Genomic DNA, 24,339 nt, shown 5'->3' with positions numbered 1-24,339 from the left:
GACGACGACGAGGACACCGTGTGGATGGCGGGGGTCGCGGCCTGGGCGGAGGAGATGCCGAACGCGGCACCGCCCAGGACGAGGGCGCCGGTGGTGGCGAGGGTGATGGAGGTCTTGAGGCTCTTGCGCATCGTGATCAGTCCTTTGCTCTGGAGGCGCTCCGGCCGGTGGCCGAACGTGCACTGTGCACGCGCTGAGTACCGGCCAACTGTGACCGGAGAGCGCCCTGGGCTTTTGCCCTGTGCAAGTCATTCGGCGCCGCTGCCCGAACGGTTTGGACGAGTTTCCTGAGGTGCAGCAACCCGGTGTTTCGTACCGTGTACCCATGGCTCCAGCACACATCTCCACCACCGACCGGCTCCGGGCGGTCGACGCCTGGTGGCGCGCCGCCAACTACCTGACGGTCGGGCAGATCTACCTGCTGGACAACCCGCTGCTCACCCGGCCGATCGAACCCGACGACGTCAAGCCGCGGCTGCTCGGGCACTGGGGGACCTCGCCCGCCCTGAACCTCGTCTACGCGCACTGCAACGCGCTGATCGCGGAGACCGGTCGCGAGTTCCTGTACATCTGCGGCCCGGGACACGGCGGCCCGGCGATGAACGCGAACGCCTGGCTGGACGGCACGTGGAACGAGCTGTACCAGGATGTCGACCTGCAGCGGTTCTTCCGACAGTTCTCGTTCCCCGGCGGCATCCCCTCGCACGCCGCCCCGGAGACCCCCGGGTCCATCAACGAGGGCGGCGAGCTCGGCTACTCGCTCTCCCACGCGTACGGTGCGGCGCTCGACAACCCCGACCTCGTCGTCGCGTGCGTGGTCGGCGACGGTGAGGCCGAGACCGGTCCGCTCGCCGGGTCGTGGCAGGCGCACACGTTCCTCGACCCGGTCTCCGACGGAGCAGTCCTGCCGATCCTCAACCTCAACGGCTGGAAGATCGCGAACCCGACGGTCCTGGCACGCATCCCCGACGAGGACCTCACCGCGTACTTCCGCGGGCTCGGGTACGACCCGATCGTGGTCGACTCCCGCCGCGTCGACGACGACCCGTACGCGGTCCACGCTCTGTTCGACGGCGCCCTGCGACGCGCCCTCGCCGGCATCGACGACATCCAGGCCGCCGCACGTGCCCAGGCCGCTCGTGCCGCCGCCGGCCAGCCCGCCGGCGCCGCGGCCCTGCGTCCGCGGTGGCCGATGATCGTGCTGCGCACCCCGAAGGGCTGGACCGGCCCGAAGGTGGTCGACGGTGAACAGGTCGAGGGGACCTTCCGTGCACACCAGGTGCCACTGCCGGCCGTGCGCGAGGACGACGGTCACCGCGCCCAGCTCGAGGAGTGGATGCGCTCGTACCGCCCGGAGGAGCTCTTCGACCAGGACGGCCACCCGGTCGGCATCATGACGTCGATCCGCCCGACCGGCGACGAGCGGATGAGCGCCACCCCGCACGGCAACGGCGGCCGGCTGCGGACCGCGCTCGACCGCCCACCCCTCGAGCCGTACGCGGTCGAGGCCGGCACCGAAGCGTCCGCCACGGGCACGCTCGGCCCCTGGCTCGCCGCCCTGATCGAGAAGAACGCCTCGACCTTCCGGCTGTTCGGTCCGGACGAGACCATCTCGAACAAGCTCGACGCCGTGTTCGACGTCACCACCCGCGTCTGGCGTGCCCAGCGTGCGCCGGGCGACGAGCACCTCTCCCCCCGCGGCAGGGTCACCGAGGTCCTGTCCGAGCACCTGCTCGAGGGCATGCTCGAGGGGTACGTGCTGTCCGGTCGGCACGGGATGCTCAACACCTACGAGGCGTTCGCCCACATCATCGACTCGATGGTCGGGCAGTACGCCAAGTGGTTGGAGTCCTCGACCGACATCGACTGGCGGGCACCGGTGTCGAACCTGTCGCTCCTGCTGTCGTCGCACGTCTGGCGGCAGGACCACAACGGCTTCTCCCACCAGGACCCCGGGTTCCTGGACGTCGTCGCGTCGAAGCAGCAGGACCTCGTGCGGATCAAGCTGCCGGCCGACGCCAACACCCTGCTCGCCGTCGCCGCCCATGCCATGGAGACCACGGACCGCATCGAGGTGATCGTCGCGGGCAAGCACCCGGAGCCGGTCTTCCTGTCCCTCGAGGACGCCGTCGCGCACGCCGACGCAGGACTCGGGGTCTGGGACTTCGCCGGCACCGAGCAGGCCGTCGGCAGGGTCGACGTCGTCCTCGCGTGCGCCGGTGACGTCCCCACCGTCGAGGCGGTCGCCGCCACGGACATCATCCGGAAGCACGCACCCGGGGTCGGTGTCCGCGTCCTCAACGTCGTCGACCTGCTGGCGCTCGGCGACCCGCGCAAGCACGAGCACCCGATCCCGGACGAGCAGTACGACGCGCTCTTCCTGCCCGGCACGCCCACGGTCTTCGCGTTCCACGGGTACCCGACGCTCGTGCACCAGCTGACGTACCGCCGGAACGGGCACGACGACCTGCACGTGCACGGGTTCCTCGAGCAGGGCACGACGACCTCGCCGTTCGACATGCTCATGCGCAACGAGATGGACCGCTTCGCCCTGGCCCACGACGCCCTGACACGGGTGGACGCCGAGGCGCACGCCGACCTGCTCACGAAGCTGTCCGAGGCGCGTGACGCTGCACGGACGTTCGCGTACACGAAGGGCGAGGACCACCCGTCGCTCGCGGGCTGGGAGTTCGCGGGCTGGCCGCAGGACGAACCCGCCAGCGGTGGGACCGGCGGCGACCCGGGTGCGGGCGAGACCGAGGCGTCCGCGCCCGGCAACTGACGCACTCCTCCACAGGCCGGGAGGCCCGGAGCACCCTCCACAGGACCGGTCACGCCCGCCGCGTGACCGGTTCCGTGCTGTCAGGGTTCCGGCATGGACATCGGCTGGATCAGTGCGCTCGTGTCGGTCACGAGCGCGTCCGTCGCGCTGGGTGCGCTCGTCGCCTCGGTGCTCGACGGGCGCGCAGGACGGCGAAATGCAGAGTTCTCGGTGCACCGCGACCTGTGGTGGCAGCGTTGGTCGTGGGTCGCCGACCGGGCGACCTCGGACGACGAAGGAACGCGCGCGGCCGCCGGTGTGATGGCAGCTGCGCTGGTGAGCCGCAGTTGGACGACCGCGGACGACCGCTGGGTCGGCCGGGCGCTCGACGACCTGACCGCAGCGACGATCGAAGGAGCGAACGATGATCTCGAAGCTGAGTGACAAGGACTTCAAGCGCTGGCTCGACGGACGTGAACTGACGACGCCCGCACTGCTGGCAGACCCGCACTACGGGCCCATGATGCGGGCGAAGGGCGCCGAGGAAGAGCTCCGTCAGGCGCGGATCGAATGGCGCGAACGGCAGGAGCGCGCACGAGCGCGGAAGCTCAAGGACGAGGCGTCCTTCGGTGAGGGCTGAACCGACGCCATGCGAGCCTGCCACGCTGGGACCGTGACCGAACTCGTCATCCCGGCCCCGAGCCTCCCGACCGTGCCCACGACGACGGGCGCGCGGTTCCCCGTCCGCCGTGTGTTCTGCGTCGGCCGGAACTACGCGGCGCACGCCCGCGAGATGGGCCACGACCCGGACCGCGAGCCGCCGTTCTTCTTCACCAAGCCGGCCGACGCCGTCGTGGTCGACGACGCCGACACCCCGTACCCGCCCCTGACCCAGCAACTGGAGCACGAGGTCGAGCTCGTCGTCGCGATCGGCACCGGCGGCGCGGACATCGCCGTCGCCGGTGCCCTCGCCCACGTGTGGGGCTACGCCGTCGGCATCGACCTGACCCGCCGTGACCTGCAGGCCGAGGCGAAGCGACTCGGGCGCCCGTGGGACACCGCGAAGGGCTTCGATGCCTCGGCACCGATCGGCGCGATCACCCCGGCGGACGCGGTCGATCCGACCAGCGGCGCGATCGAGCTGACGGTGGACGGGGAACTCCGGCAGGCGGGCGACCTGGCCGACCAGATCTGGTCGGTCGCCGAGACGATCGCGGCGGTCTCGCGGTCGGTGTCGCTCGCGCCCGGCGACCTGCTGATGACCGGCACCCCCGACGGCGTCGGCGTGCTCGAACGCGGCTCGGTGCTCATCGGCACGATCGCCGGTGTCGGCGAGGTCCGGACCCGGATCGTCTGAGCCACGTGTCGCCGATGTGTCGACGGGCTGGGAGCCTTCGCAGGCAGCACGGGTAATCCTTGGGCATCGTCGCGGGTGGGGCCCGCGGCGGACACGGGGCGGCGCATCGCGACGGGGCGACGCGGACACCCCGGGACTGCCGGAGGTACGACCGTGCTGGAACACGACCTGCTCGCCACGTCCTGGACGTGGGCGGGCGACGAGAGCGTCCGCGACCGCGTGCACGCGGTGGGGTCCGCCGGGTTCGCCGGCCTGTCACTGTCCCTCGACGACCTGCACGAGGTCCGTGCCACGACGGGCTTCGCCGAACTCCGCCGCATGCTCGACGGGGCCGGCATCGTCTGGGTCCAGCTCGGACCGCTCGACCGGTGGTGGACCTGCGCGAGCCGCACCCAGGACGAAGACGCCGATCGCGGGGTGGTGCTCGAGGCCGCCGCGACCCTGAGCGCCTGGCAGGTGGTGGTCCGTGCCGACACTTCGTTGCCCGGAGCCTCCCCTGCGACGATGGCCGACGACTGGGTCGCGCTCGCCGACCAGGCCGAGGCCGTCGGGGCGCAGATCGTGCTCGAGCCGGAGCCGTGGTCCAACCTGCCCACGATCGAACGGGCCGCACGCTTCGTCGCCGCTGCCGGGCACCCGAACGGCGGGCTGCTCCTCGACGCCATGCACGCGCTCCGCGGCGGTTCGACCCTCGCGTCGATCCGGCAGGGCGTCGCACCGGGGGTCCTCGCAGCCGTCGAGCTGAGCGACGGACTGCTGCACACCCCGAGCGGGATGACCCTGGCCGAGGAGTCCCGGACCGCGCGGTACCTGCCCGGTGCCGGGGCGTGGGACCTGCCCGGCCTCGTCCGGACGGTGCGTGAACTCGGGTTCGACGAGCCGTGGGGCGTCGAGGTCCGGACCCCGGCGCACCGTGCGATGCCCGTCCGTGACGCGCTCCGCACCGCCGTCGCCGCCACCCGTGCGGTGCTCGACGCCGCTGACGCCTTCGGTGCCCCGGCTGCCCCGGCGATGCCCTCGACGCCCGCACCGACGTCCGCCGTCGACTTCGAGCCGCCGCAGACCGGCCGCCACGACCCGACGAACGGTGCGCGACGTCGGGACGCCGACACAGGGACGCCCGCGTAGGTTGCTGGGCATGACCGATCAGGCAGCACACGACGACGACCTGCTCCGCCGTTCTCAGGAGTCCATCGACGAGGCCAAGGCCGCCGCGGCCGAGGTCGTGGAGCCGGACGAGGACGCGCTCATCGACGAGGACGCCCCCGTGGCCGACCACGCGGAGCCCGCCGACGGACCCGCCCCCGCGGCGTGACCCGGTACTGACCCGGTACTGTCCCGAAAGCACTCCCCACACCGACGGAATCGCCGGGCGACCATCCAGGTCGCCCGGCGATTCGTTCGTCTTCGCGTGTGACGATCCGCTCACTCGGTGCGTCCCACCAGTGGACCCACCGGTTGCGCTGCTGCGCGCCCGGTGCGGGGCCGTGCGGCCGGTCTCCCTGAACCGGCTGGCCGCGTGCCCCGGCGGCGGTCCGTGCGCTCCCTGATCCAGCGTGCGGGCCGTCGGGTCCGCCGACCCGTTCCGCCACCACGGAGCCGCCGGGCCGCCGCGCGGGTCAGGCCACCGTGCTCGTCAGTCGTCGTCCTCGTCGGCGAGGAAGTCCGCGTACCGGACCTCGGTCTCCGTGGTGCTGCTGCGCGGTTCGACGATCCGCTGCGACAGGTCGTCCCCGGTGATCGCGACGCGTTCTGCGGCCGTGAACGGCGGCAGGTACTTGCTCGAGTTCATCCCCTGAGCCCCCTTCGTCTCGGCGAACGTAACAGTCCGTGGCCGGACCCCGGCGTCGTTGCCGGAATCGTCCCCCGCCCGAGCGTCGCACGGGGGACGGAATTTCGCCAGGGGCGGACCCATGCGGATGCATGCGCTGGCCGCGGCCGGCCAGCGCGTCAGGACTCCCGCACGACGTCGTCCGGGTCCTTGTCGACCCGCCATCCCCGCCACGACGGTTGCCGGAGCCGCCCGTCACCCGTCCACTCGGCGAACTCGACCTCGCCGACGCGCTCCGGCGTGACCCAGTGGGCGTCCCGCGCGTCGGGCCGTGGGACGTCGACGAACGGTGAGGTCTTCCGTGCCAGTGGTGCGAGGACATCGCCGATCTCGTCGAGGTCGCGGTCGCGGAACCCGGTGCCGACCTTGCCGATGTACTCCAGTCCGTCCGGGCCGGGTACCCCGAGCAACAGCGATCCGATCCCGCCGGCACGCCGACCGCTGCCCGGCTTCCAGCCGCCGACGACGACTTCCTGGGTGGCGTGGTGCTTGCGCTTCAGCCAGGCTTCGGACCGACGGCCCTCGGCGTACTTCGACGACCGCTTCTTCGCGACGACGCCCTCGAGGCCCTGCTCGCGCGAGGCGGCCAGCACCGCGTCGAGTTCACCCTGCACCGCCGGCGGCACGTCGATCGCACCACCCGGTTGCACGACGGTCTCGAGCGCCTGGCGCCGGGCGTCGTACCCGAGCCGAGTCAGCTCGTGCCCGTCCGCCTCGAGCACGTCGAAGAGCAGGAACCGGACCGGGGTGGTCTCCTGCGCGCTCCGGACCTCACGCGCCTTCGTCAGCCCCATCCGGTTCTGGAGCAGCTGGAACGACGGTCGGCCGCGGTCGTCGACGGCCACGATCTCACCGTCGAAGACCCCGTCCACCCCGGCCCGCTCCCCCAGTTCCTGCAGTTCCGGGTACTGCGCCGTCAGGTCGTTGTCGTTGCGGCTGCGCACGGTGACCGATCCGTCGCGGACGGTCGCGAGCGCCCGCACCCCGTCCCACTTCATCTCGAACGCCCAGTCCGCCGGGTCCAGCCGGGTCTCGCCCTTGTCCAGGGTCGCCTGCATCGTCCGGCGCTCCGACGGCGGGGTCTCGGCGTCCGCCGCCCGGGTGATCCGTCGCCGCCCGTCGGACCCGCCGGGTGCGGTGCGCGCCACCGCCGGCCCGGCGCCGCTGCCGCCGCCGTCCGCCAGCCGTTCGGGTTGTTCCTTCGTGCGGTGGATGAGCCAGTTCTTCTCGTCGCCCCCGCCCCGGCCGCGGGTGTGCAGCAGCGCGAGGCGGCGAGCGCCGCCGGTCCGACCGTGCAGGGTGACGATGACCTCCTGCCCCTCGCGCCACTTCTCGAGCTCGTAGGTGCCGTCGTCCCAGATCGTGACCGTGCCGCCGCCGTACTCGTCCTTCGGGATCGTGCCCTCGAACGAGCCGTACTCGAGCGGGTGGTCCTCGGTCTGCACGGCCAGGTGGTTCTTGCCGGGGTCGGTCGGTTCGCCCTTCGGCAGTGCCCAGCTCACCAGCACGCCGTCGTGCTCGAGCCGGAAGTCGTAGTGGTCACGGGTGGCGTGGTGCTCCTGGACGACGAAGGTCGGTGTGCCGTCCTTCCGCACCGTCGGGGCACCTTCCGGCACGGGTTCCGGCGTCTTCGAGGCGTCCCGCTTGGCCCGGTAGGCGGCGAGCCGGTCGCGGGCGGGCTGCTCGGCGTCGTTCGCCCGCTCGGTGCGGTCGCTGTCCCAGTGACCGTGGTCGTCGCGCCCGACGGCCAGCGAGGCGGAGGCGACCGGGTGCAGGAAGTCCCCACGGGCCTCCAGGCGTTCGAGGACCTCGTCCAACGTGAGCTGCGCGAGCCCGCGTTCCTCGAGTTCCTTCCAGGTGCGTGGTGCCGCGACCGTCGGCCGTTCGCGGCCGCGCAGCGAGTACGGGGCGATGGTCGTCTTGTTGCCGTTGTTCTGCGACCAGTCGACGAAGACCTTGCCCGTCCGCTCGGCACGGCTCATCGACGACAGCACCAGGTCCGGCAGGTCCGTCTCGAGGGCCTTGGCCAGCTCGTGGGCGACGTCGGAGACCTGCGCCGTCGTCGCCTTGCCGTCGAGGGCCGCGTACAGGTGGATGCCCTTGGAGCCGGACGTCACCGGGTACGGGTCGAGTCCCATGCCGTGCAGGATCTCGCGCGCGGCCACGGCGACCTCGACGCACTCGGGCAGCCCGACGCCGTCACCGGGGTCCAGGTCGAGCACGAGCCGGTCCGGGTGCTGCTGCGCACCGCGGGGACCGAACCGCCACTGCGGGACGTGCAGTTCGAGCGCGGCCTGCTGCGCCATCCACACCAGGGTCGGCAGGTCGTCGACGATCGGGTACTCGTTGTCGTGCTCCGAGTGGTGGATGGTGTGGTGCCGCACCCAGTCGGGGGCCGAGTCGGGCAGGTTCTTCTCGAAGAAGACCTTGCCGTCGACGCCGTTGGCCCAGCGCTTCCGGGTCACGGGGCGGTCCTTGACGTGCGGGATCATCCACGGCGCGACCCGCTCGTAGTACTCGATCACCCGACCCTTCGTGGTGCCGGTCTCGGGGTAGAGCACCTTGTCGGTGTTCGTGAGCGCGAGCCGCCGATCGCCGACCAGGACGACGGTCTTGCGCGAGGCGGGACTCACAGCGCCACCCCGGTCGCTCCCGCCACCGTCAGGGTCGTGCCGGACGTGTACGACGACTCGGGCCCCGCCAGGTACACGTAGGCGCTGCCGAGCTCGACGGGTTGGGCGGGACGGCCGAACGGGGTGTCCTGGCCGTACGCCGCGATCTCGTCGCCCGGGTAGCTGATCGGCTGCAGGGGCGTCCACACCGGGCCGGGCACCACCGTGTTCGCCCGGATGCCCTTCGGCGCGAGCTGTCGCGCGAGGCCGTTCGTGTACGTGATGATCGCGGCCTTCGTCGCGGCGTAGTCGATCATGCGGTCCTGCGGCTGGTACGCCGACACCGAACTGGTCGTGACGATCGAGCTGCCCGGCGCCATGTGCGGGACGGCAGCACGGACGAGCCAGAACAGCGAGTACAGGTTGACCTTCATCGTCCGGTCGAAGTCCTCGGTGCTCTGCTCGGTGACGTCCTGGTGCACCTGCTGGTGGCCGGCGACCAGCACGAGCGCGTCCAGGCCACCGAGCTCGCTGACGGCGTCCTGCACCAGGACGTCGCAGAATGCCTCGTCCGTCAGGTCGCCGGGCAACAGCACGGCCTTGCGCCCGAGGTCACCGATGACGTCGCGGACCTGTTCGAGGTCCTCGCGCTCCTCGGGCAGGGCGTTCAGGGCCACGTCGGCGCCCTCCTTCGCCATCGCGATCGCCGCGGCGCGCCCGATGCCGGAGTCCGCGCCCGTGACGAGCACCCGGTAGCCGCGCATCCGCCCGGTGCCCAGGTAGCTCGTCTCGCCGTGGTCGGGGGCGGGGTCCATCGCACTCGCCAGCCCGGACCCCTGCTGGGTCTGCGCGGGGAACGGCGGACGGGGGAACTGGTCGCGCGGGTCCTGCTTGTCGAGCTGGCTCATGGGCCCATCGTGCTCGCGCCGGCCTCGCGGCGGTCCAGCGAACCGGACATCCGTGGAACGATCCCCCGGACGGCGGACCTGTGGAGGAACCGTCGGCTCCGGGCACGCACGCGTGCGGGCGGGCATCATGTGCGCATGAGGTCGATCTGGAAGGGCTCCATCGCGTTCGGGCTCGTCAACGTGCCCATCAAGGTCTACGCGGCCACCGAGACGCACGACGTGTCCCTGCACCAGGTCCACGACGACGACAAGGGCCGCATCCGGTACAAGCGGGTGTGCGAGTTCGGCCACGAGGTCGAGTACGCCGACATCCAGCGCGCCTACGACGACGGTGACAAGACCGTCGTGCTCACCGCGGACGACTTCAAGCAGCTCCCCGAGGAGCAGTCGCACGAGGTCGAGGTGCTCGAGTTCGTCCCCGTCGAGCAGGTCGACCCGATGATGTTCGAGAAGACCTACTACCTGGAGCCCGACTCGCGCTCGCCGAAGGCGTACGTGTTGCTGCGCGAGACCCTGGCGAAGACCGACCGCCTGGCGATCGTGCAGTTCACCCTGCGGCAGAAGACCCGGCTCGGGGTGCTCCGGGTGCACGACGAGGTCATCCTGCTGCAGGGGCTGCTCTGGGGCGACGAGGTCCGCGCCGCCGACTTCAAGACCCTCGACACGACGGTGAAGGTCAGCGCCAACGAGCTGAAGATGTCGTCCTCGCTCGTCGAGAGCATGTCCACCGACTTCGACCCCGACCGCTACACCGACTCCTACCAGGAGGAACTGCAGCAGCTGATCGACGCCAAGCTCGAGGCGGGCGACGACATCGACACCGAGAAGACCTTCGGCGCGCAGGACGACGAGGACGACGACGACGAGGGCGGTGACGTGCTCGACCTGATGGCCGCCCTGCGTGCGTCCGTCGACAAGAAGCGGACAGGAGGCTCGGGGTCGCGTTCGTCGTCGGCCGCACGGTCGTCATCCGGTTCCGGCTCGGGCACGTCCGGCTCCGGCAGGAAGGCACCGGCGAAGAAGGCACCGGCGAAGAAGGCTGCCGAGAGCACGACGGAGAAGGCCCCCGCGAAGTCGGCGCCGAAGAAGACACCGGCGAAGAAGGCCCCGGCCAAGAAGCCCGCCGCCAAGAAGCAGGCGAGCTGACCACTCCCGGGTCAGGCCGCGGTCGACCCGCCGCCCGCCAGGCGCTCGAGCGTGGTGAACACCTCGGTGTACTGCTGGCGGAGCGCTGCCCACCCGGCGCCGGTGTCGATCGACTCCGGGTCCTCGACGGGCACCGCGTACCCGTACTGCGCCCGCGGGACCGGGTCACCCGGCAACCGGAGCTCCTGGGTGAACGCGCCGCTCGCCGCCTCGAAGGTCAGGGTGTGCGATGCGATGTTCCGGCCCCAGTCCGCGGACGGCCACGACATGAACGCGACGTGCCGCATCCCCTCGGCGGGGTCCGTCGCCGAGACGTAGCAACCGTGGTGGTCCTCCCCCGGGGACAGGATCGTGTACGTGCCGTTGTCCCGGTAGACGAGCAGGGCCTCGGCGAAGGGCTTCGGTGCGTACATCGCGGTGTAGCGCAGGGCGTGCACGAACTGCGGCCGGCCCAGCGGGACCGTCACGAGCGCGCTGCGGGCCGGCCCTTCGCTCGCTGGCGGCTCGCCCGGGGTCGACGCCGCTGCACCTGCCGGCAGGTGGGCGACGTAGAGCAGCTCGGCGTCCTCCGTGCCGGTGCTGCGGCCGTCGTGCACGATGCGCGGCTCCTCGACCAGGGCCTGCCCCGGCCCGACGACCCGAGTGGCCTCTTCGGTGACGTGCGTCAGCGCACCGCGCACCACGAGACCCGTCTGGCGTGCGTCGTGCTGGTGCCAGCCGGTCGACGCACCCACCGGGAGCGTCAGCCGCCGCACCTCGTACGTGCCGCCGTCGGGCCCGTCGACGGTGGCGACGAGGGTGGTGGTGGGCTCGGGGTGGGGCATCGGGGTCCTCTCGGTGGTGCGTTCGCCAGATGATCGTCTTGCACCCACCTGGGACGGTGGTCGAAGGACGACGCGGATCCGTTCAGCCGGCGCGCGAGGCACGTGTCACGAGCCGGAAACACGGGTCCGCGACACTGGGCACATGACTCCAGAAGAGCCTGGGGCCTTGTCGTCGCCACCCGCGACCGATGGCCCACCCGTCACCGTCTCCGTCACCCGCCTGGTCGAACCCGACCGCATCCCCGAGGCCACCCGCTGGGTGCAGTCCGGGGTGAACCTGGCGAACCGCTACCCGGGCTTCCTCGGCTCCGGGTGGGTGCGTTCCCGGGCGCAGTCGCGCGAGTGGCACATGCTCTACCGGTTCGCCGACCACGACTCCCTGGCGACGTGGGAGAACTCCGACGACCGGCTGCGGTGGCTCGACCTGGGCCGTGACCTGGTGGTGGAGTCCCGCGTCGAGAAGCGCACCGGCATCGAGGGGTGGTTCGACGTCCCGCAGGACGCTCCGGCCTCGAGCGCTCCCCCGCGGTGGAAGCAGTCCGTGAGCATCTGGCTCGGCTTCTTCCCGGTGAACCTCGCCTTCACGTACCTGATGGCCTGGCTCGTCCCCGCGTTCGCGCACGTCGCGATCCTGCCCCGGGTGCTCATCACGACCGTCGTGCTCACGCCGATCATGACGTTCTGGGTGCTGCCGTTCGTGACGAAGCTGATCCGTCCGTGGCTGCTCGCACCGCCGAAGCAACCGCAACAGCAACGGCAGCAGCCGGTCCGGCAGCCGCGCGGCTAGATCGACGGGTCGCTACGGGGTCCCGAGCACCGACAGCTGATCGAGCCGCTCGAGGATGACGCCCTCGCGCAGTGCCCACGGGCAGATCTCGAGGGCCGGCAGGTCGAAGATGTCCAGGCACGCCTCGGCGACGAGCGCGCCGGGCACCACCTGGTGTGCGCGGCTCGGTGAGACACCGGGCAGCGCCGCGAGCTCGTCGACCGACATCGTCAGCAGCTCCGGCAGGCGCTGCCGCAGCACCGCGCCGTCGAGCGCACGGGGCACGAGTGGTCCGGCGGCGGACGGCGCGGCCCCGCAGACGCGGGCGATCGACCGGAACGTCTTCGACGTCGCCACGGCCCGGTCCGGACGCCCCGAGCGGAGCAACCGTCCGGCGTCACGGGCGATCTCCACGCGGATCTCGTGCCGGATGCGGCGGACGTCGTCCTCGGTCGGGGTGCCGGCCGAGAAGTAGGAGCGCGCCAGCCGGGCGGCACCGATCGGCATCGACCACGCGACGTCCGGTGCCTCGTCGGCACCGCCGGCGATCTCGAGCGAGCCCCCGCCGATGTCGAAGACCGCCAGGCGACCGGCGGACCAGCCGAACCAGCGGCGCACGGCCAGGAACGTCAGCCGGGCCTCGTCCGAGCCGGACAGGACGGCCAGCTCGACCCCGGTGGAGGCCTCGACGTGGGCGAGCACGGCCTCGGAGTTGCCGGCGTCGCGCACCGCCGAGGTGGCGAACGCGAGCATGTCCTCGCAGCCGCGCTCCTCGGCGACGCGGACCGCGTCGGCGACGAAGGTGGTCAGGGCGTCGATCCCCTGCTGGGTCACCGCGCCCGAGTCGTCGAGGTGCTCGGCCAGCCGCAGCGGCTGCTTGAACGAGGACGCCGGCAGCGGCGCAGCGCCGCCGTGGGCGTCCACGACGAGCAGGTGGCCGGTGTTGGACCCGATGTCGAGGACTCCCACGCGCATGGACCCAACGCTAGTGGGCCGCGCAGTCACCCCACGGCCAGGAGGCGCGGGTCACGCCCGCAGGAACGCCTCCAGCTCGGCGGTGGTCGGGTACGAGGCCTGCGCGCCCGGCTTGGTCGCGGCGTACGCCCCGACCCCCACCGCGAACCGGGCGGCGTCGACGAGGGTGTCCCCGGTGGCCAGGCGCAGCGCCACCGCACCCATGAAGGCGTCGCCGCAGCCCGTGGTGTCCACCGGCTCGACCCGCACGGCGTCGATCGACACCGGCTCGGCACCGCGATCGTGCACGACGCAGCCGGCACCACCACGGGTGACGATCGACCGCGCGACACCGTGGTCCCCGAGCGCGGCGGCCTCGTGCTCGTTCACGAGCAGCACGTCGGTCAGCTCGAGCAGTTCGGCCGGCACCGCGCCGAAGGGCGACAGGTTCGTGAGCACCGTGACCCCGGCGGCGTGCGCAGCCCGGGCGGCGGCGAGGACGACGTCGATCGACACCTCGAGGCAGAGCCCCAGCACCGTGGCGTCGGCGAAGGCGTCGGTCGGCACGTCCTCCGGCGTCAGCGTGCCGTTCGCCCCGGCGGAGATCACGATGGTGTTCTCGCCTGCGGCGTCGACCGTGATGACGGCGGTGCCGGTCGCCGTTCCCTGACGGACGGCGACGTGCGTCGTGTCGACACCCGCAGCCGCGACGGAGTCGCGGAGCAGCGCACCGTTCCCGTCGTCACCGACCGCACCGATCATGCGCACCGTGCCCCCGAGCCTCCCGGCAGCCACCGCCTGGTTGGCGGACTTGCCGCCGGGCAGGATCGCGAGGTCCGAGCCCTGCAGGGTCTCACCGGGCTGGGGGAAGCGCTCGGTGCGGACCACCAGGTCCGCGTTGAGCGACCCGACGACGACGATGCTCTCGGTCAACGGACGGTCTCCTTCTGCGGGGCGACGGACGTGGTCTCGGCGCCCTCCGGACGGGGGATGAGGAACGAGATCGCGAGCGCGACGGTCGTGATCGCGGCCCCGAGCAGCATGCCACCGGAGTACCCGGCGGTGCCCGCGGAACCGCCGACGCCGAGCGCGATCTGCAGCGCGGGCAGGACGGCGAAGCTGACGCCGGCGCCGAGGTTGAACGCACCGGCGTTCAGGCCGGGCAGGAAGCCGGGGTTCGACTCCGGCGACAGCACGATGCCCAGGCCGTTCAGGATGATGTTCGCGATGCCGGCGTAGGTGATGCCGATCAGCACGGTCGCGGTGACCAGCACGGGCAGGGAGTGCACCCCGACGAGCGCCATCAGGACGGTCGAGACGATGCTGCCGATCAGGCCGAAGCGCAGGACAGCGCGGTACCCGATGGTCGGGGCGAGGCGCCCGGCGAAGGGTCCGACGATCCAGCCGACCAGCGCGTACGGGGTGAGGAACACGAGCGAAGCCAGGTCGGGCTCCATGCCGAAGCCGGCGTCGCCGTTCTGCGCGAGCGACGTGACCAGGCCGTTGACGACCGCGAACACGCCCGTCATCGTCAGGAACGTCGTCGCCAGGAGCGCCCAGGTCGCACGGCGTTTCAGGAACCGGGTCTCGACCAGGGGTTCCCGCACCCGCGACTCGACGGCCCAGAACACCGCGAAGGCGACGAGCGCGACGACGACGCCACCGACCACGAGCACGGGGTTCGCCGCACCGAGCTTGCCCGCCTCGTTGAACGCCGTCAGGAGCGCGCCGACGCTCACCACCAGTGGGACGACACCGATCCAGTCCATCCGGGTGCCGGCGGAGGGCTTCGACTCGACGCCCCAGACGGCGACCAGGAACAGGGCGAGGACGGTGACGACGGCGATGACCCAGAAGATCCCGCGGAACCCGAAGTTCGTCGCGATCCACCCGCCGGCCAGGGCGTCGACGCCCGCGATGCCGCCGTTCACCGCGGTCAGCAGCCCGAGCGCGGCGCCGTAGCGCTTCGGGTCGCTGATCTCGTTGCGCAGGACGAGCAGGCAGATGGGGACGACCGGACCCGTGACGCCCTGGATGATCCGGCCGGCGAACAGCATCGGCACGTTCACCGCGAGCGCGGCGACGATGCTGCCGACGAGCATCACGGCGAGCATGCCGAGCAGCACGCGCTTGCGACCGACGATGTCGGAGAGCCGCGGCAGGAACAGCGAGAACAGCGCCGCGAGCGTGAAGTACAGGGTCTGCGACAGGCCGATGGTGGCGTCGTCGGTGTGGAGCTCGCGCGCCATCGTGACGAGCGCGGGGCTGAGCATGCTCGCGTTCAGCTGGAACGCGATGCACGCGGCGAGGAGCGCGGCGGTGAGGGCGCCGATCGACTTCTTCGTCGAGGTGGTGGTCATGGGGTTCAGTGCTCCGGGGTCGTGGTGATGCCGGCTTCGACGGCGTCGGCGGCGGCACGAGGGGTCCAGCCGGTGTCGGCCGTCTCGCCGATGCGCTCGAGCGCGTCGACGACCAGGTCCCAGAACCGGCCGTGGTCGAGCTCCATCGCGGCGCTCGTGCGGCAGTCCTCGGGCGCCGGGGCGCGGAAGTCGGCGACGGTCATCCCGAGGGTCAGGGCGCCCTGGGTCTCGACGTGGATCGGGACCTTCACGGCACGGACGATCGTCGGGTCGATCACGTAGGCGACGGCGCAGGGGTCGTGCACCGGCGGGGCGTCGAAGCCCTGGGCGTCCTTGTAGGTCTGCCCGAAGAAGTCGAGCAGCTCACCGACGAACGCGGCGGGGGCGGTGCCGACACCGGCGATGCGCGCGGCGACCTCGGGGGTGGCCAGGGCCTGGTGCGTCAGGTCGAGACCGACCATCACGACGTCCCAGCCGGCCTCGAACACGATGGCCGCGGCCTCGGGGTCGATGACGATGTTGAACTCGGCGACCGGGCTCCAGTTGCCGACGTGCACGCCGCCGCCCATGAGCACGACCTGCTTGACGCGCTCGACGATGCGGGGCTCCTTGCGGGCGGCGAGGGCGATGTTCGTCAGGCCGCCGGTCGGCACGAGAGTGACCGTGCCGGGCTCGTGCGCCATCACGGTGTCGATGATCAGGTCGACGGCGTGGCGCTCGTCGAGGTCGAACGACGGCTCGGGGAGCATCGGGCCGTCCAGGCCGCTCTCGCCGTGGATGTCCGGGGCGACCTCGATCTGACGCAGCAGCGGGCGGGCGGCACCGGCGGCGAACGGCACCCCGGTGATGCCGGCGATCCGCGCGACGGCCAGGGCGTTGCGGGTGACCTTCGGCAGGGTCTGGTTGCCGACGACGGTGGTCACGGCGAGCAGGTCGATCGCCGGGCTGCCGTGGGCGAGCAGGAGCGCCACGGCGTCGTCGTGGCCGGGGTCGCAGTCGAGGATGATCTTCGCGGCGGGCTGGGTCGCATCGGGCACGCTGGGCGCTCCACTTCTTCGGGGAATCGAGGTGAGTGCTCGACGTGGTGGGGATCCACGGGCCGGCAGAACGCTGGCGACGCGGCGCGTCAAGCGTTTGACATCGAAACACGTCAAACGCTTGACGTCAAGTTCGAGCACCGCGCTCGCTAGCATCGACGGGTGCCCTCCCCCGCCGCCCCGAGCCGTCGTGTGACCGCTGCGATGGTGGCCGAGCGTGCGGGCACGAGCATCGCCACGGTCTCCCTCGTCGTGAACGGCAAGGACCGCGGGCGGGTCTCGGCTCCCATCGCCGCGCGGGTCCGCGACGCCGTGGACGACCTCGGCTACGTCGTCGACCACGCCGCGAGTTCCCTGGCGCGCGGCAGCGGTGACCTCGTCGTGTTCATCGCCCCCGACCTGTCGAACCCGTTCTTCGCCGAGGTCATCCGTGGGGTCCGCGACACCCTGGGCGACCGGTTCCAGCTCGTGCTCTCCGTCACCGAACGGGGCGCGCAGCCCGTCGCGGCCGACGTCCGGCGCTTCGAACGGCTCCGGCCCGCCGGCATCCTGGTCGATGCCCCCGCCGCCGACGAGCCGATGTCGGCGAGCGTCCCCGTGGTGCTGCTCGACGCCCCCGGTGGCCCCGAGGCCGTCAACTACGACCTCTCCACCGGCGTGCACGAGCTCGTCGCACACCTGCACGACCAGGGGCACCGGCACGTGGGCTACCTCGACGGCACCTCGCGGGCGGCGACGTTCGGCGTGCGCCGCGACCTGTTCGAGCAGGCCTGCGCAGACGCCGGCATCACCGTCTCCGAGGTCACCGCCCGTGCCGACCTGACCGTCGAGGCCGCGGCCTCGGCCACCGAGCACGTCATCGAGGCCTGGCAGGACGACGACGTCACCGCCGTCGTCGCGGCCGCGGACACCCTGGCCTACGGGGTCCTGCGGGTCGCTGGCGCGCTCGGCATCGCCGTCCCCGGCGCACTCGCGGTCGCGGGCTTCGACGACCTGCCGTCGTCGTCGGTCACCGCGCCGGCGTTGACGAGCGTGGCACTGCCCGGCGCTGACCTCGGTCGGGCTGCGGCACTGCGACTCCTCGCGACGCTCGACGGCACGGCCGCCGAGCCCGCGGCCCTGCCGACACGGCTCGTCCCGCGCGCGAGCACCGGCGCGTAGCGCCGGGCGACCGCGACCTCACGCGCTCAGCGACGGCGCACGCGCGCTGGAACGCGTGAGGTGTCGCTCGGCACGAAACGCCGGCTGCGGCAGTGAGCGCGACCGGACGACCGACGGGAGGCGCGGCACCAGCTGGCGCCGCGCCTCCCGTCAGCACGCCGTCGTCTCCACAACGCGCCCCGCGATCCGCTGGACGCCGCCGGATCCGGCGGCGTCTCGCTCAATCCGAGGCGTCCCGGCGGGACGCCGGCGTCTCACCACCCGACGAGACGGACTCCGACCCCGCCGTCCGGGCCGCGCGCTGGGCCCGCTCGAGCTCGTCGGCCTCGTCACCGCCGACGGCCTCGCCACGGGCGACCATGCCGGCCGTGTCGGACAGTGTGATCTGCGGCAGGAACAGCGCGAGCAGGAACGCCACCGCGATGAACGGCAGCAGGTACCAGAACACCGGTGCGAGCGAGTCGGCGTAGGCGTTCACGACGCCGTCCTGCACCGCCGGCGGCAGCCCTGCGACGGTCGACGGGTCGATGCTGCCCGCCGACGACGCCGCATCGGTCGCCGAGCCACCGGCACCGCGGAACACGTCGGTCAGCGACGTCGTGAGCCGCGCGGTGAAGAGCGCGCCGAAGACGGCGGTGCCGAGGGAGGCACCGACCTCGCGGAAGTAGTTGTTCGTCGACGTGGCGGTCCCGACCTGCTCGGCAGGAACGGCGTTCTGCGCGACGAGGACGACCACCTGCATGATCAGGCCGAGCCCCGCACCGAAGACGAACAGGTAGGCGCAGATGAGCCAGATCGGGGTGTCCGCCGCCAGCTGGGTCATCGCGAGCATCGCGATGGCCACCAGCACCGTGCCGACGATCGGGAACATCCGGTAGCGGCCGGTCTTGGTGATCAGGACACCCGATGCGATCGAGGTGCCGATCAGGCCGGCCATCATCGGCAGCATCAGCAGGCCGGAGACCGCGGCCGAGGTGCCCGAGGCCATCTGCAGGAACGTCGGGACGAACCCGATCGCCGCGAACATGCCGATTCCGAGCACCAGGCCGATGCCGGTCGCCAGCAGGAAGGTGCGGTTGCGGAAGAACGACAGCGGCAGCACCGGGTCCTGCGCGCGGGACTCGACGAACACCAGGAGTGCTGCCGAGACGACGAGACCGGCGAACCAGGCCCAGGTCTCGGGGGCGTCCCAGCCGTGGTCCTTGCTGCCGCCGAACTCCGAGAAGAACACCAGGCACGTGGTCGCCGCGGACATGAAGAGCACCCCGAGCACGTCGATGCGCTTCGTGGCCTTCTTGTTCGGCAGGGTCAGCGCGAACCACGCCACGAAGAACGCCGCGATGCCGACCGGGATGTTGATGTAGAACGCCCAGTTCCAGGTGAGGTGGTCCACGAAGAAGCCACCGAGCAGCGGGCCGCCGATGGCGGACAGACCGAAGATCGCCCCGAGCGGGCCGAGGTACTTGCCGCGCTGCGACGCCGGCACGATGTCCGCGATGATCGCCTGCGACAGGATCATCAGGCCACCGCCACCGAGGCCCTGCATGGCACGGAACGCCACGAGCTGCGTGAAGTCCGTGGCGAACGCGCACCCGGCCGACGCGATGGTGAACAGCGCGATCGCGATGAGGAACAGGTTGCGACGGCCGAGGACGTCGCCGAACTTGCCGTAGACGGGCATCACGATCGTCGAGGCCAGCAGGTACCCGGTCGTCAGCCAGGCCTGGTGCGCGACGCCGCCGAGCTCCCCGACGATGGTCGGCATCGCGGTGGAGACGATGGTCTGGTCGAGGCTGGAGAGCAGCATCCCCGCGATCAGGGCGGAGAAGATGATCCAGATGCGACGCTGCGTCAGGAGCAGCGGTCCGTCGGAGCCTGGGCGGGCACGCTTGGTGGTGCCCGGCGCGGTGGCGCTCATGTGGTGTGTTCCCGTTCGGTCGTGGTGACCGCCCTGAGCAGGCGGAGGTTCTCGGTGAGCAGCGCGTCGAACGTCGGCCCCGTGGCCTCGTCGAACGCGTCGTCGAAGTACTCGGTCGCGGTGACCTTGAGGAGCGCCGCCGCGGTCTCGGTGACCAGACGCGGTCGGCGGTCGGCGGGGTCGTCCCACCCGAACCGCCGTCCGAGCGCCACGGTGACCCGGGCGAGCTGCACGTCGGTCGCCGACAGGAACCGTGCGACGAGCGCCGGCTCCCGCTCGAACACCCGGCGGACCAGGGCTTCGTCGGCGCGGGCGATGCCGACCCGGTGGAACTGGTCGATGGCCAGCGCCACGATCGAGTCGAGGGGGTCGAGTCCCGCGGGGACGATGCCGCCCGCGGCGTAGGCGTCGATCGCCTCGACGTCAGCGTTGAGCTCGATGCCGAGCACGGCGTCGTCCTTCGACCCGAAGTGGTTGAAGAACGTGCGGCGCGACACCCCGACGGTCTCGCAGAGCTGCTCGATCGTGAAGCCGTGCAGCCCGTGCTCGACCGTCGCCCGACGCGCCTCGCCGATCATGCGTCGGCGGAGCGCTCGGGTGCGTTCGGTGGTGCTCACCGAGCAAGAATTGCACTCTCGTGGTGAAAGTGCAATGTGGACCGGGTCGAGTTACAGGGTCTTCTCGAAGCAGAACGACCACGGCATCGTCGCGGCGTAGGGCTCGTAGACGTCGATCTGGTCCCAGCCGGTCTTGCGGTAGAGCGCCACGGCGTCGGGCTGCTTGTCACCGGTCTGCAGGATGAGCCGCGGGGCGCCGAGTTCGCGACCGACGCGCTCGCACTCGTCGAGCAGTGCGGTGGCCGCACCCTTGCCGCGCGCGGACGCCAGCACGATGAGGCGCTTCAGCTCGACCTCGTCCCCCAGACGCCGGACGGCGATGTGCCCGACCGGTTCGCCGGACTCGTCGACGGCCAGGATCGACGTGACGACCGTCGACGGATCGACGCTCAGCGCACGGCTGCGCTCGGCGGTGACCGCCGGGTCCTCGCCGGCGTTCGCCGACCCGTAGCGCTCGTGCATCTCGTCGTCCATGCGGGCGCGGAGCACCACGCTGCGGGGGTCGTCCCAGGACACGCGTTCGATCGTGATCACGAGCGTCGATCCTGGCACGGGCGACCGACGTCGCAGAAACCGAGGACGGCCGTCGAGCACGACCGGCGCCACCCGTCAGGCGCGCCGCCCGTCAGGCGCGCCGACCGAGTGCCGCGAGCGGACCCTCGCCGGCGCGGAACGCCGCGAGCACGGCCGCAGCGTCGTCGTACACCTCGGCCGCTCCGGCATCGCGGAGTTCGTCACCGCCGATGCCACCGGTCATCACGCCGACGCACGTCACCCCCACCTTGCCGGCGGACTCGACGTCCCACATGGCATCCCCGACCATCACAGCGTCGTCAGCGGAGACCCCGACCTTGTCGAGCGCCACCCGGATGATGCCGGGGTCCGGCTTCGCCTGCTCGACGTCCTCGGAGCTGGTCTCGGCGGTGACCCACTCGCCCGCGTCGAGCAGGTCGCGCAGGCGGGCGAGTTCGTGCTCGGGGGCGCTGGTCGCCAGGACGACGGCGTGCCCGGCCTCGGCGACGGCCTGCAGGAGCTCGCGCGCACCCGGCAGCAGCCGGAGCCGCGGCATCTGCTCGGCGTAGTAGGCGGTGTGGAACTGCTTCGCGGTGTCGCGGGTCTCCTGGGACGCGTCCGGCAGCAGCGTCTCGAGCAGCTTCGCCGAGTCCATGCCGATGGCGCGGTGGATGCGCCAGGCGTCGACGGACTCCCCCGCCGCCAGGAACGCTCGCCACCACGCGTCGATGTGCGCGTAGTTCGAGTCGGCGAGGGTGCCGTCGATGTCGAAGAGGACTGCTGTCGTGGGTGCGTCGGCCATCCCTCCATGCTGCTCGGGAGGCCCGGATCGCCTCCCAGGGGCAACCCGCGTCCGTCAGAGGGTGATCGTCTCCCCCGCGGGCAGGATCAGGACCGGGACCGGCCCGAGACCGTCTGGCCCGAGGAAGCGCGCGGCGGACTGCTGACCGAGCTCGCTCAGCATCGCCTCGTGGATCTGCACCGCCCGCTCGGGTGCCACGGCGCGGACGTAGTCGACGGCCTGGGCGGTGTTCGTCCAGGGGCCGCTCGTCGGCAGCAGCAGGGTCGGCACCGGGACGCCGGGCTCGAGGTACGCGTCGCCCGGGTGGAAGACCGCGTCGTCCACCAGGTAGCCGACGTTCGCGGTGGACGGGATGTCGGGGTGGATGACCGCGTGCTGCTCACCGAAGACCCGGACGGAGAACGATCCGACGGTGATCGTGTCACCGGCGTGCACCGCTGCGACGCGTCCGTGGTGTTCGCCGAGCTGCTCGACGACGGTCTCCGGGCCGCGCACGACGAGGTCGGGGTCCGCGGCGAGTCCCGCGCGGAGCGCGTCGATGTCGAAGTGGTCGGGGTGGTCGTGCGTGACGAGGACGCCCGCGGCACCGCGGACGAGGTCGACGGCCTCGGGCGTGAAGACCCCGGGGTCGATGACGAGGGTGACGCCGTCCTGCTCGAGGACGACGGTGGCGTGGTTGTACTTCGTCAACTCCATGCCGTCGACCGTACAGCGGTGTTGTAGAAGTCCTGCTGTGCCGGAGGTGCGGGCGCGTTCAGCCCGCCCGGCGCGCGACCCGCTCGAACAGCTCGGGCAGGCGGCTGAGCAGGGCGCGCTCCTCGGCGTCGGTCTCCTGACGGAGCGCCTCGGCCAGCCAGTCCGTCCGGGCGTCCGTGTCGTGCTGCAGCGCGGCCCGGCCGGCGTCGGTGATCCGGATCACCGTTGCCCGCCGGTCGGTGTCCGACGCGGTCCGGTCGACGAACCCGAGCCCGGCCAGTTCGCCGACCGTGCGGGACTGCCCCTGGTGCTTCACGCCACGGCGTCGCGCGAGTTCCGCGATGGTCATGGGGCCCTCACGCTGCAGGAACCCGAGGGTGGTGGCGTGCGTGGCCGGCAGCGCGTCCGCCTCGCGTCGTGCGGCGCGCACGAGGCGTCCGATGGACTGCCGCAGTTCGGCGGCGAGCGCGTCGATCGGGTCCATGCCCGGAACGCTACCGCGCGGTGATCGGCGGGCCGGGACAGTGGGGGACGCGGTCCGACAATCCGCACAGCTGACAGCCGGTTGGATCGATGGATGCCCCGTGTCTCGGTCGTGATCCCCGTGCGGGACGACGCCGTGCACCTGCGCCGGTGCCTCACCGCCCTCGCGGTCCAGACCCGGCCCGCCGACGAGGTGGTCGTGGTCGACAACGGCAGCACCGACGACAGCGCGGCGGTCGCCCGGGGCGCCGGTGCGGTCGTCCTCACGGAACCGGTGCGAGGGATCGCCCGGGCGTCGGCGCGCGGCTACGACCGTGCATCAGGGGACGTCATCGTGCGGCTCGACGCCGACTCCGTCCCACCGCCGTCCTGGATCGCCGACGCGGTCCGGTTGGTGGCCGACCCCGAGGTCGTCGCGGTGACCGGGCCGGGCCGGCCTCGTGGCGGTGGCCCCGTGGTGCGACGGCTGTGGGACGCCGTGTACATGGGCCCGTACTTCGTCCTGATGTGGAGCGCGCTCGGGCGCCCGCCGCTGTTCGGGTCCGCCATGGCGATGCGCCGGTCGACCTGGGCCGCGGTCGCCCGCAGGGTGCACCGCGGCGACGCCGAGGTGCACGACGACGTCGACCTGAGCATGCAGCTCGACCCGGCCTGGCGGGTGGTGGCCGACCCCGTGCTCACGGTGCAGGTGTCCGCGCGACCGTTGGCGGGCCTCCCGTCCGTCTGGGTCCGGACGCGACGTGCCTTCCACACGTTCCGCGTGAACGGCCGACGGGCGAACCCGGTGCGCCGGTGGGCGCGACGGCTGCGTGCACGGTCGCGGTCGCCGCAGTGGTGGCGCAGCCGCTGACCGACGGGGTCGGGGGACAACGAATCGGTGACGGTCTCAGCCACCGCGGCCCCCGGTCGGTACGTTCGTGAGCGACGGTCATCACCTGACGCGACCGGACGAAGGGGAACCATGCGCCACACGATCGTGCTCACTGCCCTGGTGGCTGCGGGTCTCGCCCTGACCGGCTGCGCCCAGGCCGGACCGGCCGGACCGGCGAGCGCCACCGCGACCTCCGCAGCCGACCCGACGACGGCGCCGAGTCCCGACCCCACGAGTTCCGAGGACGCGGACGACGACGACGACACGGCCACCGTCCCGGCCAGCTGCACCGACCTGATCACACCCGGCAAGTGGGACGAGGCGTTCGCTTCGGCACCGCTCAACGACCCGTCGGTCGTCGGCGACCCGATCGCGATCCCGAAGAGCTCGTTCACCCCGGCACTGCAGGGCGACGGCAAGCGCCTGTACTGCGTGTGGCGGGAGCCGCAGGCCGACACCTCGTACCTGTCCATCGCGGTCGACGCCGTCGACCCCGCGGCCGCCCGCGACGCGCTGGAGCAGCTCGCCACGAAGGGCTACGACTGCGACGACGAGTCCGACGGGTTCCTGTGCCAGAAGGTCTCGAAGAACTCGCAGTACCCGGTCACGGACGGCGACACGTACTTCGCGCGGGGCGACATCGGCATCCACATCCAGCAGTCGAACATCGAGACGACCGATCTGCTCGACGACGTCGTGGCGCACGTCTTCACGGACTGACC

The 24,339-nt window shown here is 71.9% G+C and carries 25 protein-coding genes; 11 read left to right on the top strand and 14 right to left on the bottom strand.

Going from position 1 to position 24,339, the window contains the following annotated elements; translation table 11 throughout:
* The first annotated feature begins 325 nt into the window (after positions 1–325).
* From ITJ50_RS16970 to ITJ50_RS16945, 6 genes are all read left to right on the top strand, one after another.
* A complete protein-coding gene (locus ITJ50_RS16970) occupies positions 326–2,782 on the top strand; it encodes a phosphoketolase (protein WP_159555945.1) in 2,457 nt (818 codons plus the stop codon).
* Positions 2,783–2,875: 93 nt separating this feature from the next.
* The gene (locus tag ITJ50_RS16965) at positions 2,876–3,205 is read left to right on the top strand and encodes a hypothetical protein (RefSeq protein ID WP_017887492.1); all 330 of its coding nucleotides are present in this window, start codon (positions 2,876–2,878) and stop codon (positions 3,203–3,205) included.
* A complete protein-coding gene (locus ITJ50_RS16960; protein ID WP_017887493.1) occupies positions 3,186–3,401 on the top strand; it encodes a hypothetical protein in 216 nt (71 codons plus the stop codon). The genes ITJ50_RS16965 and ITJ50_RS16960 overlap by 20 nt, the downstream gene beginning before the upstream one ends.
* Before the next feature lie 33 nt (positions 3,402–3,434).
* Entirely contained in the window at positions 3,435–4,118 is a 684-nt protein-coding gene (locus ITJ50_RS16955) for a fumarylacetoacetate hydrolase family protein (protein ID WP_017887494.1), read from the top strand.
* A gap of 153 nt (positions 4,119–4,271) precedes the next feature.
* Positions 4,272–5,246 (top strand): sugar phosphate isomerase/epimerase family protein, encoded by a 975-nt coding sequence (locus ITJ50_RS16950; protein ID WP_017887495.1) that lies wholly within the window; start codon positions 4,272–4,274, stop codon positions 5,244–5,246.
* 10 nt (positions 5,247–5,256) lie between these two features.
* Positions 5,257–5,433, top strand: coding sequence for a hypothetical protein (locus tag ITJ50_RS16945; protein WP_017887496.1), 177 nt, complete (start codon positions 5,257–5,259; stop codon positions 5,431–5,433).
* A 321-nt stretch (positions 5,434–5,754) separates the two neighbouring features.
* Here ITJ50_RS16945 and ITJ50_RS16940 read toward each other — a convergent pair whose 3' ends face one another.
* The 3 genes from ITJ50_RS16940 to ITJ50_RS16930 all read right to left on the bottom strand — a co-directional run bounded on the left by ITJ50_RS16940 (position 5,755) and on the right by ITJ50_RS16930 (position 9,469).
* Positions 5,755–5,910, bottom strand: coding sequence for a hypothetical protein (locus ITJ50_RS16940; RefSeq protein ID WP_017887497.1), 156 nt, complete (start codon positions 5,908–5,910; stop codon positions 5,755–5,757).
* Between the two features lie 158 nt (positions 5,911–6,068).
* On the bottom strand, positions 6,069–8,582 hold the full coding sequence (locus ITJ50_RS16935) for an ATP-dependent DNA ligase (protein ID WP_194590984.1): 2,514 nt from the start codon (positions 8,580–8,582) through the stop codon (positions 6,069–6,071).
* A complete protein-coding gene (locus ITJ50_RS16930; protein ID WP_194590983.1) occupies positions 8,579–9,469 on the bottom strand; it encodes an SDR family oxidoreductase in 891 nt (296 codons plus the stop codon). Before ITJ50_RS16930 ends, ITJ50_RS16935 begins: the two co-directional genes overlap by 4 nt.
* A 135-nt stretch (positions 9,470–9,604) precedes the next feature.
* Here ITJ50_RS16930 and ITJ50_RS16925 point away from each other — a divergent pair, with 135 nt between their 5' ends.
* Positions 9,605–10,615, top strand: a complete 1,011-nt coding sequence (locus ITJ50_RS16925) for a Ku protein (RefSeq protein WP_194590982.1) — start codon at positions 9,605–9,607, stop codon at positions 10,613–10,615.
* A gap of 11 nt (positions 10,616–10,626) precedes the next feature.
* Here ITJ50_RS16925 and ITJ50_RS16920 read toward each other — a convergent pair whose 3' ends face one another.
* A complete protein-coding gene (locus ITJ50_RS16920) occupies positions 10,627–11,439 on the bottom strand; it encodes a cupin domain-containing protein (RefSeq protein WP_194590981.1) in 813 nt (270 codons plus the stop codon).
* A gap of 142 nt (positions 11,440–11,581) precedes the next feature.
* On the opposite strand from ITJ50_RS16920, the gene ITJ50_RS16915 reads away from it, so the two are divergent.
* Positions 11,582–12,226, top strand: coding sequence for an antibiotic biosynthesis monooxygenase (locus ITJ50_RS16915; protein WP_071251780.1), 645 nt, complete (start codon positions 11,582–11,584; stop codon positions 12,224–12,226).
* A gap of 12 nt (positions 12,227–12,238) precedes the next feature.
* On the opposite strand, the gene ITJ50_RS16910 is transcribed toward ITJ50_RS16915, so the two are convergent.
* From ITJ50_RS16910 to ITJ50_RS16895, 4 genes are read right to left on the bottom strand one after another with little or no spacing between them, the layout of a single operon-like run.
* Positions 12,239–13,180 carry a Ppx/GppA phosphatase family protein gene (locus ITJ50_RS16910; protein ID WP_056073155.1) on the bottom strand — a complete coding sequence of 314 codons (942 nt, stop codon included), beginning with the start codon at positions 13,178–13,180 and terminating at the stop codon, positions 12,239–12,241.
* A 51-nt stretch (positions 13,181–13,231) separates the two neighbouring features.
* The gene (locus ITJ50_RS16905; RefSeq protein ID WP_140449204.1) at positions 13,232–14,092 is read right to left on the bottom strand and encodes a ribokinase; all 861 of its coding nucleotides are present in this window, start codon (positions 14,090–14,092) and stop codon (positions 13,232–13,234) included.
* On the bottom strand, positions 14,089–15,519 hold the full coding sequence (locus ITJ50_RS16900; RefSeq protein WP_140449203.1) for an MFS transporter: 1,431 nt from the start codon (positions 15,517–15,519) through the stop codon (positions 14,089–14,091). The genes ITJ50_RS16905 and ITJ50_RS16900 overlap by 4 nt, the downstream gene beginning before the upstream one ends.
* A gap of 5 nt (positions 15,520–15,524) precedes the next feature.
* Positions 15,525–16,556, bottom strand: coding sequence for a nucleoside hydrolase (locus ITJ50_RS16895; RefSeq protein WP_071251777.1), 1,032 nt, complete (start codon positions 16,554–16,556; stop codon positions 15,525–15,527).
* A 162-nt stretch (positions 16,557–16,718) separates the two neighbouring features.
* On the opposite strand from ITJ50_RS16895, the gene ITJ50_RS16890 reads away from it, so the two are divergent.
* Positions 16,719–17,717 carry a LacI family DNA-binding transcriptional regulator gene (locus ITJ50_RS16890; protein WP_040419828.1) on the top strand — a complete coding sequence of 333 codons (999 nt, stop codon included), beginning with the start codon at positions 16,719–16,721 and terminating at the stop codon, positions 17,715–17,717.
* Between the two features lie 220 nt (positions 17,718–17,937).
* Here the strand turns inward: ITJ50_RS16890 and ITJ50_RS16885 are convergent, their stop codons facing one another.
* The 6 genes from ITJ50_RS16885 to ITJ50_RS16860 form a co-directional block, all read right to left on the bottom strand.
* Positions 17,938–19,635, bottom strand: coding sequence for an MDR family MFS transporter (locus ITJ50_RS16885; RefSeq protein ID WP_017887508.1), 1,698 nt, complete (start codon positions 19,633–19,635; stop codon positions 17,938–17,940).
* Complete coding sequence (locus ITJ50_RS16880) at positions 19,632–20,252, bottom strand: TetR/AcrR family transcriptional regulator (protein ID WP_017887509.1); 621 nt, start codon at positions 20,250–20,252, stop codon at positions 19,632–19,634. The genes ITJ50_RS16885 and ITJ50_RS16880 overlap by 4 nt, the downstream gene beginning before the upstream one ends.
* 51 nt (positions 20,253–20,303) lie before the next feature.
* Positions 20,304–20,786, bottom strand: a complete 483-nt coding sequence (locus ITJ50_RS16875; RefSeq protein WP_231564055.1) for a GNAT family N-acetyltransferase — start codon at positions 20,784–20,786, stop codon at positions 20,304–20,306.
* Between the two features lie 91 nt (positions 20,787–20,877).
* Positions 20,878–21,567 (bottom strand): HAD family hydrolase, encoded by a 690-nt coding sequence (locus tag ITJ50_RS16870; RefSeq protein ID WP_071251776.1) that lies wholly within the window; start codon positions 21,565–21,567, stop codon positions 20,878–20,880.
* A 54-nt stretch (positions 21,568–21,621) separates the two neighbouring features.
* Entirely contained in the window at positions 21,622–22,263 is a 642-nt protein-coding gene (locus tag ITJ50_RS16865; protein ID WP_042538315.1) for an MBL fold metallo-hydrolase, read from the bottom strand.
* 58 nt (positions 22,264–22,321) lie between these two features.
* Positions 22,322–22,747 carry a MarR family winged helix-turn-helix transcriptional regulator gene (locus ITJ50_RS16860; RefSeq protein WP_194590980.1) on the bottom strand — a complete coding sequence of 142 codons (426 nt, stop codon included), beginning with the start codon at positions 22,745–22,747 and terminating at the stop codon, positions 22,322–22,324.
* 93 nt (positions 22,748–22,840) lie between these two features.
* Between ITJ50_RS16860 and ITJ50_RS16855 the strand changes: the two genes are divergently transcribed.
* The gene (locus ITJ50_RS16855) at positions 22,841–23,596 is read left to right on the top strand and encodes a glycosyltransferase (RefSeq protein WP_042538311.1); all 756 of its coding nucleotides are present in this window, start codon (positions 22,841–22,843) and stop codon (positions 23,594–23,596) included.
* A 111-nt stretch (positions 23,597–23,707) separates the two neighbouring features.
* The gene (locus tag ITJ50_RS16850) at positions 23,708–24,337 is read left to right on the top strand and encodes a hypothetical protein (RefSeq protein ID WP_140449202.1); all 630 of its coding nucleotides are present in this window, start codon (positions 23,708–23,710) and stop codon (positions 24,335–24,337) included.
* The last annotated feature ends 2 nt before the right edge of the window (positions 24,338–24,339 follow it).

It is taken from the genome of Curtobacterium sp. VKM Ac-2889 (assembly GCF_015350855.1).
Lineage (GTDB): Bacteria > Actinomycetota > Actinomycetes > Actinomycetales > Microbacteriaceae > Curtobacterium > Curtobacterium poinsettiae.
This window is presented reverse-complemented; position numbering and strand designations above follow the sequence as displayed.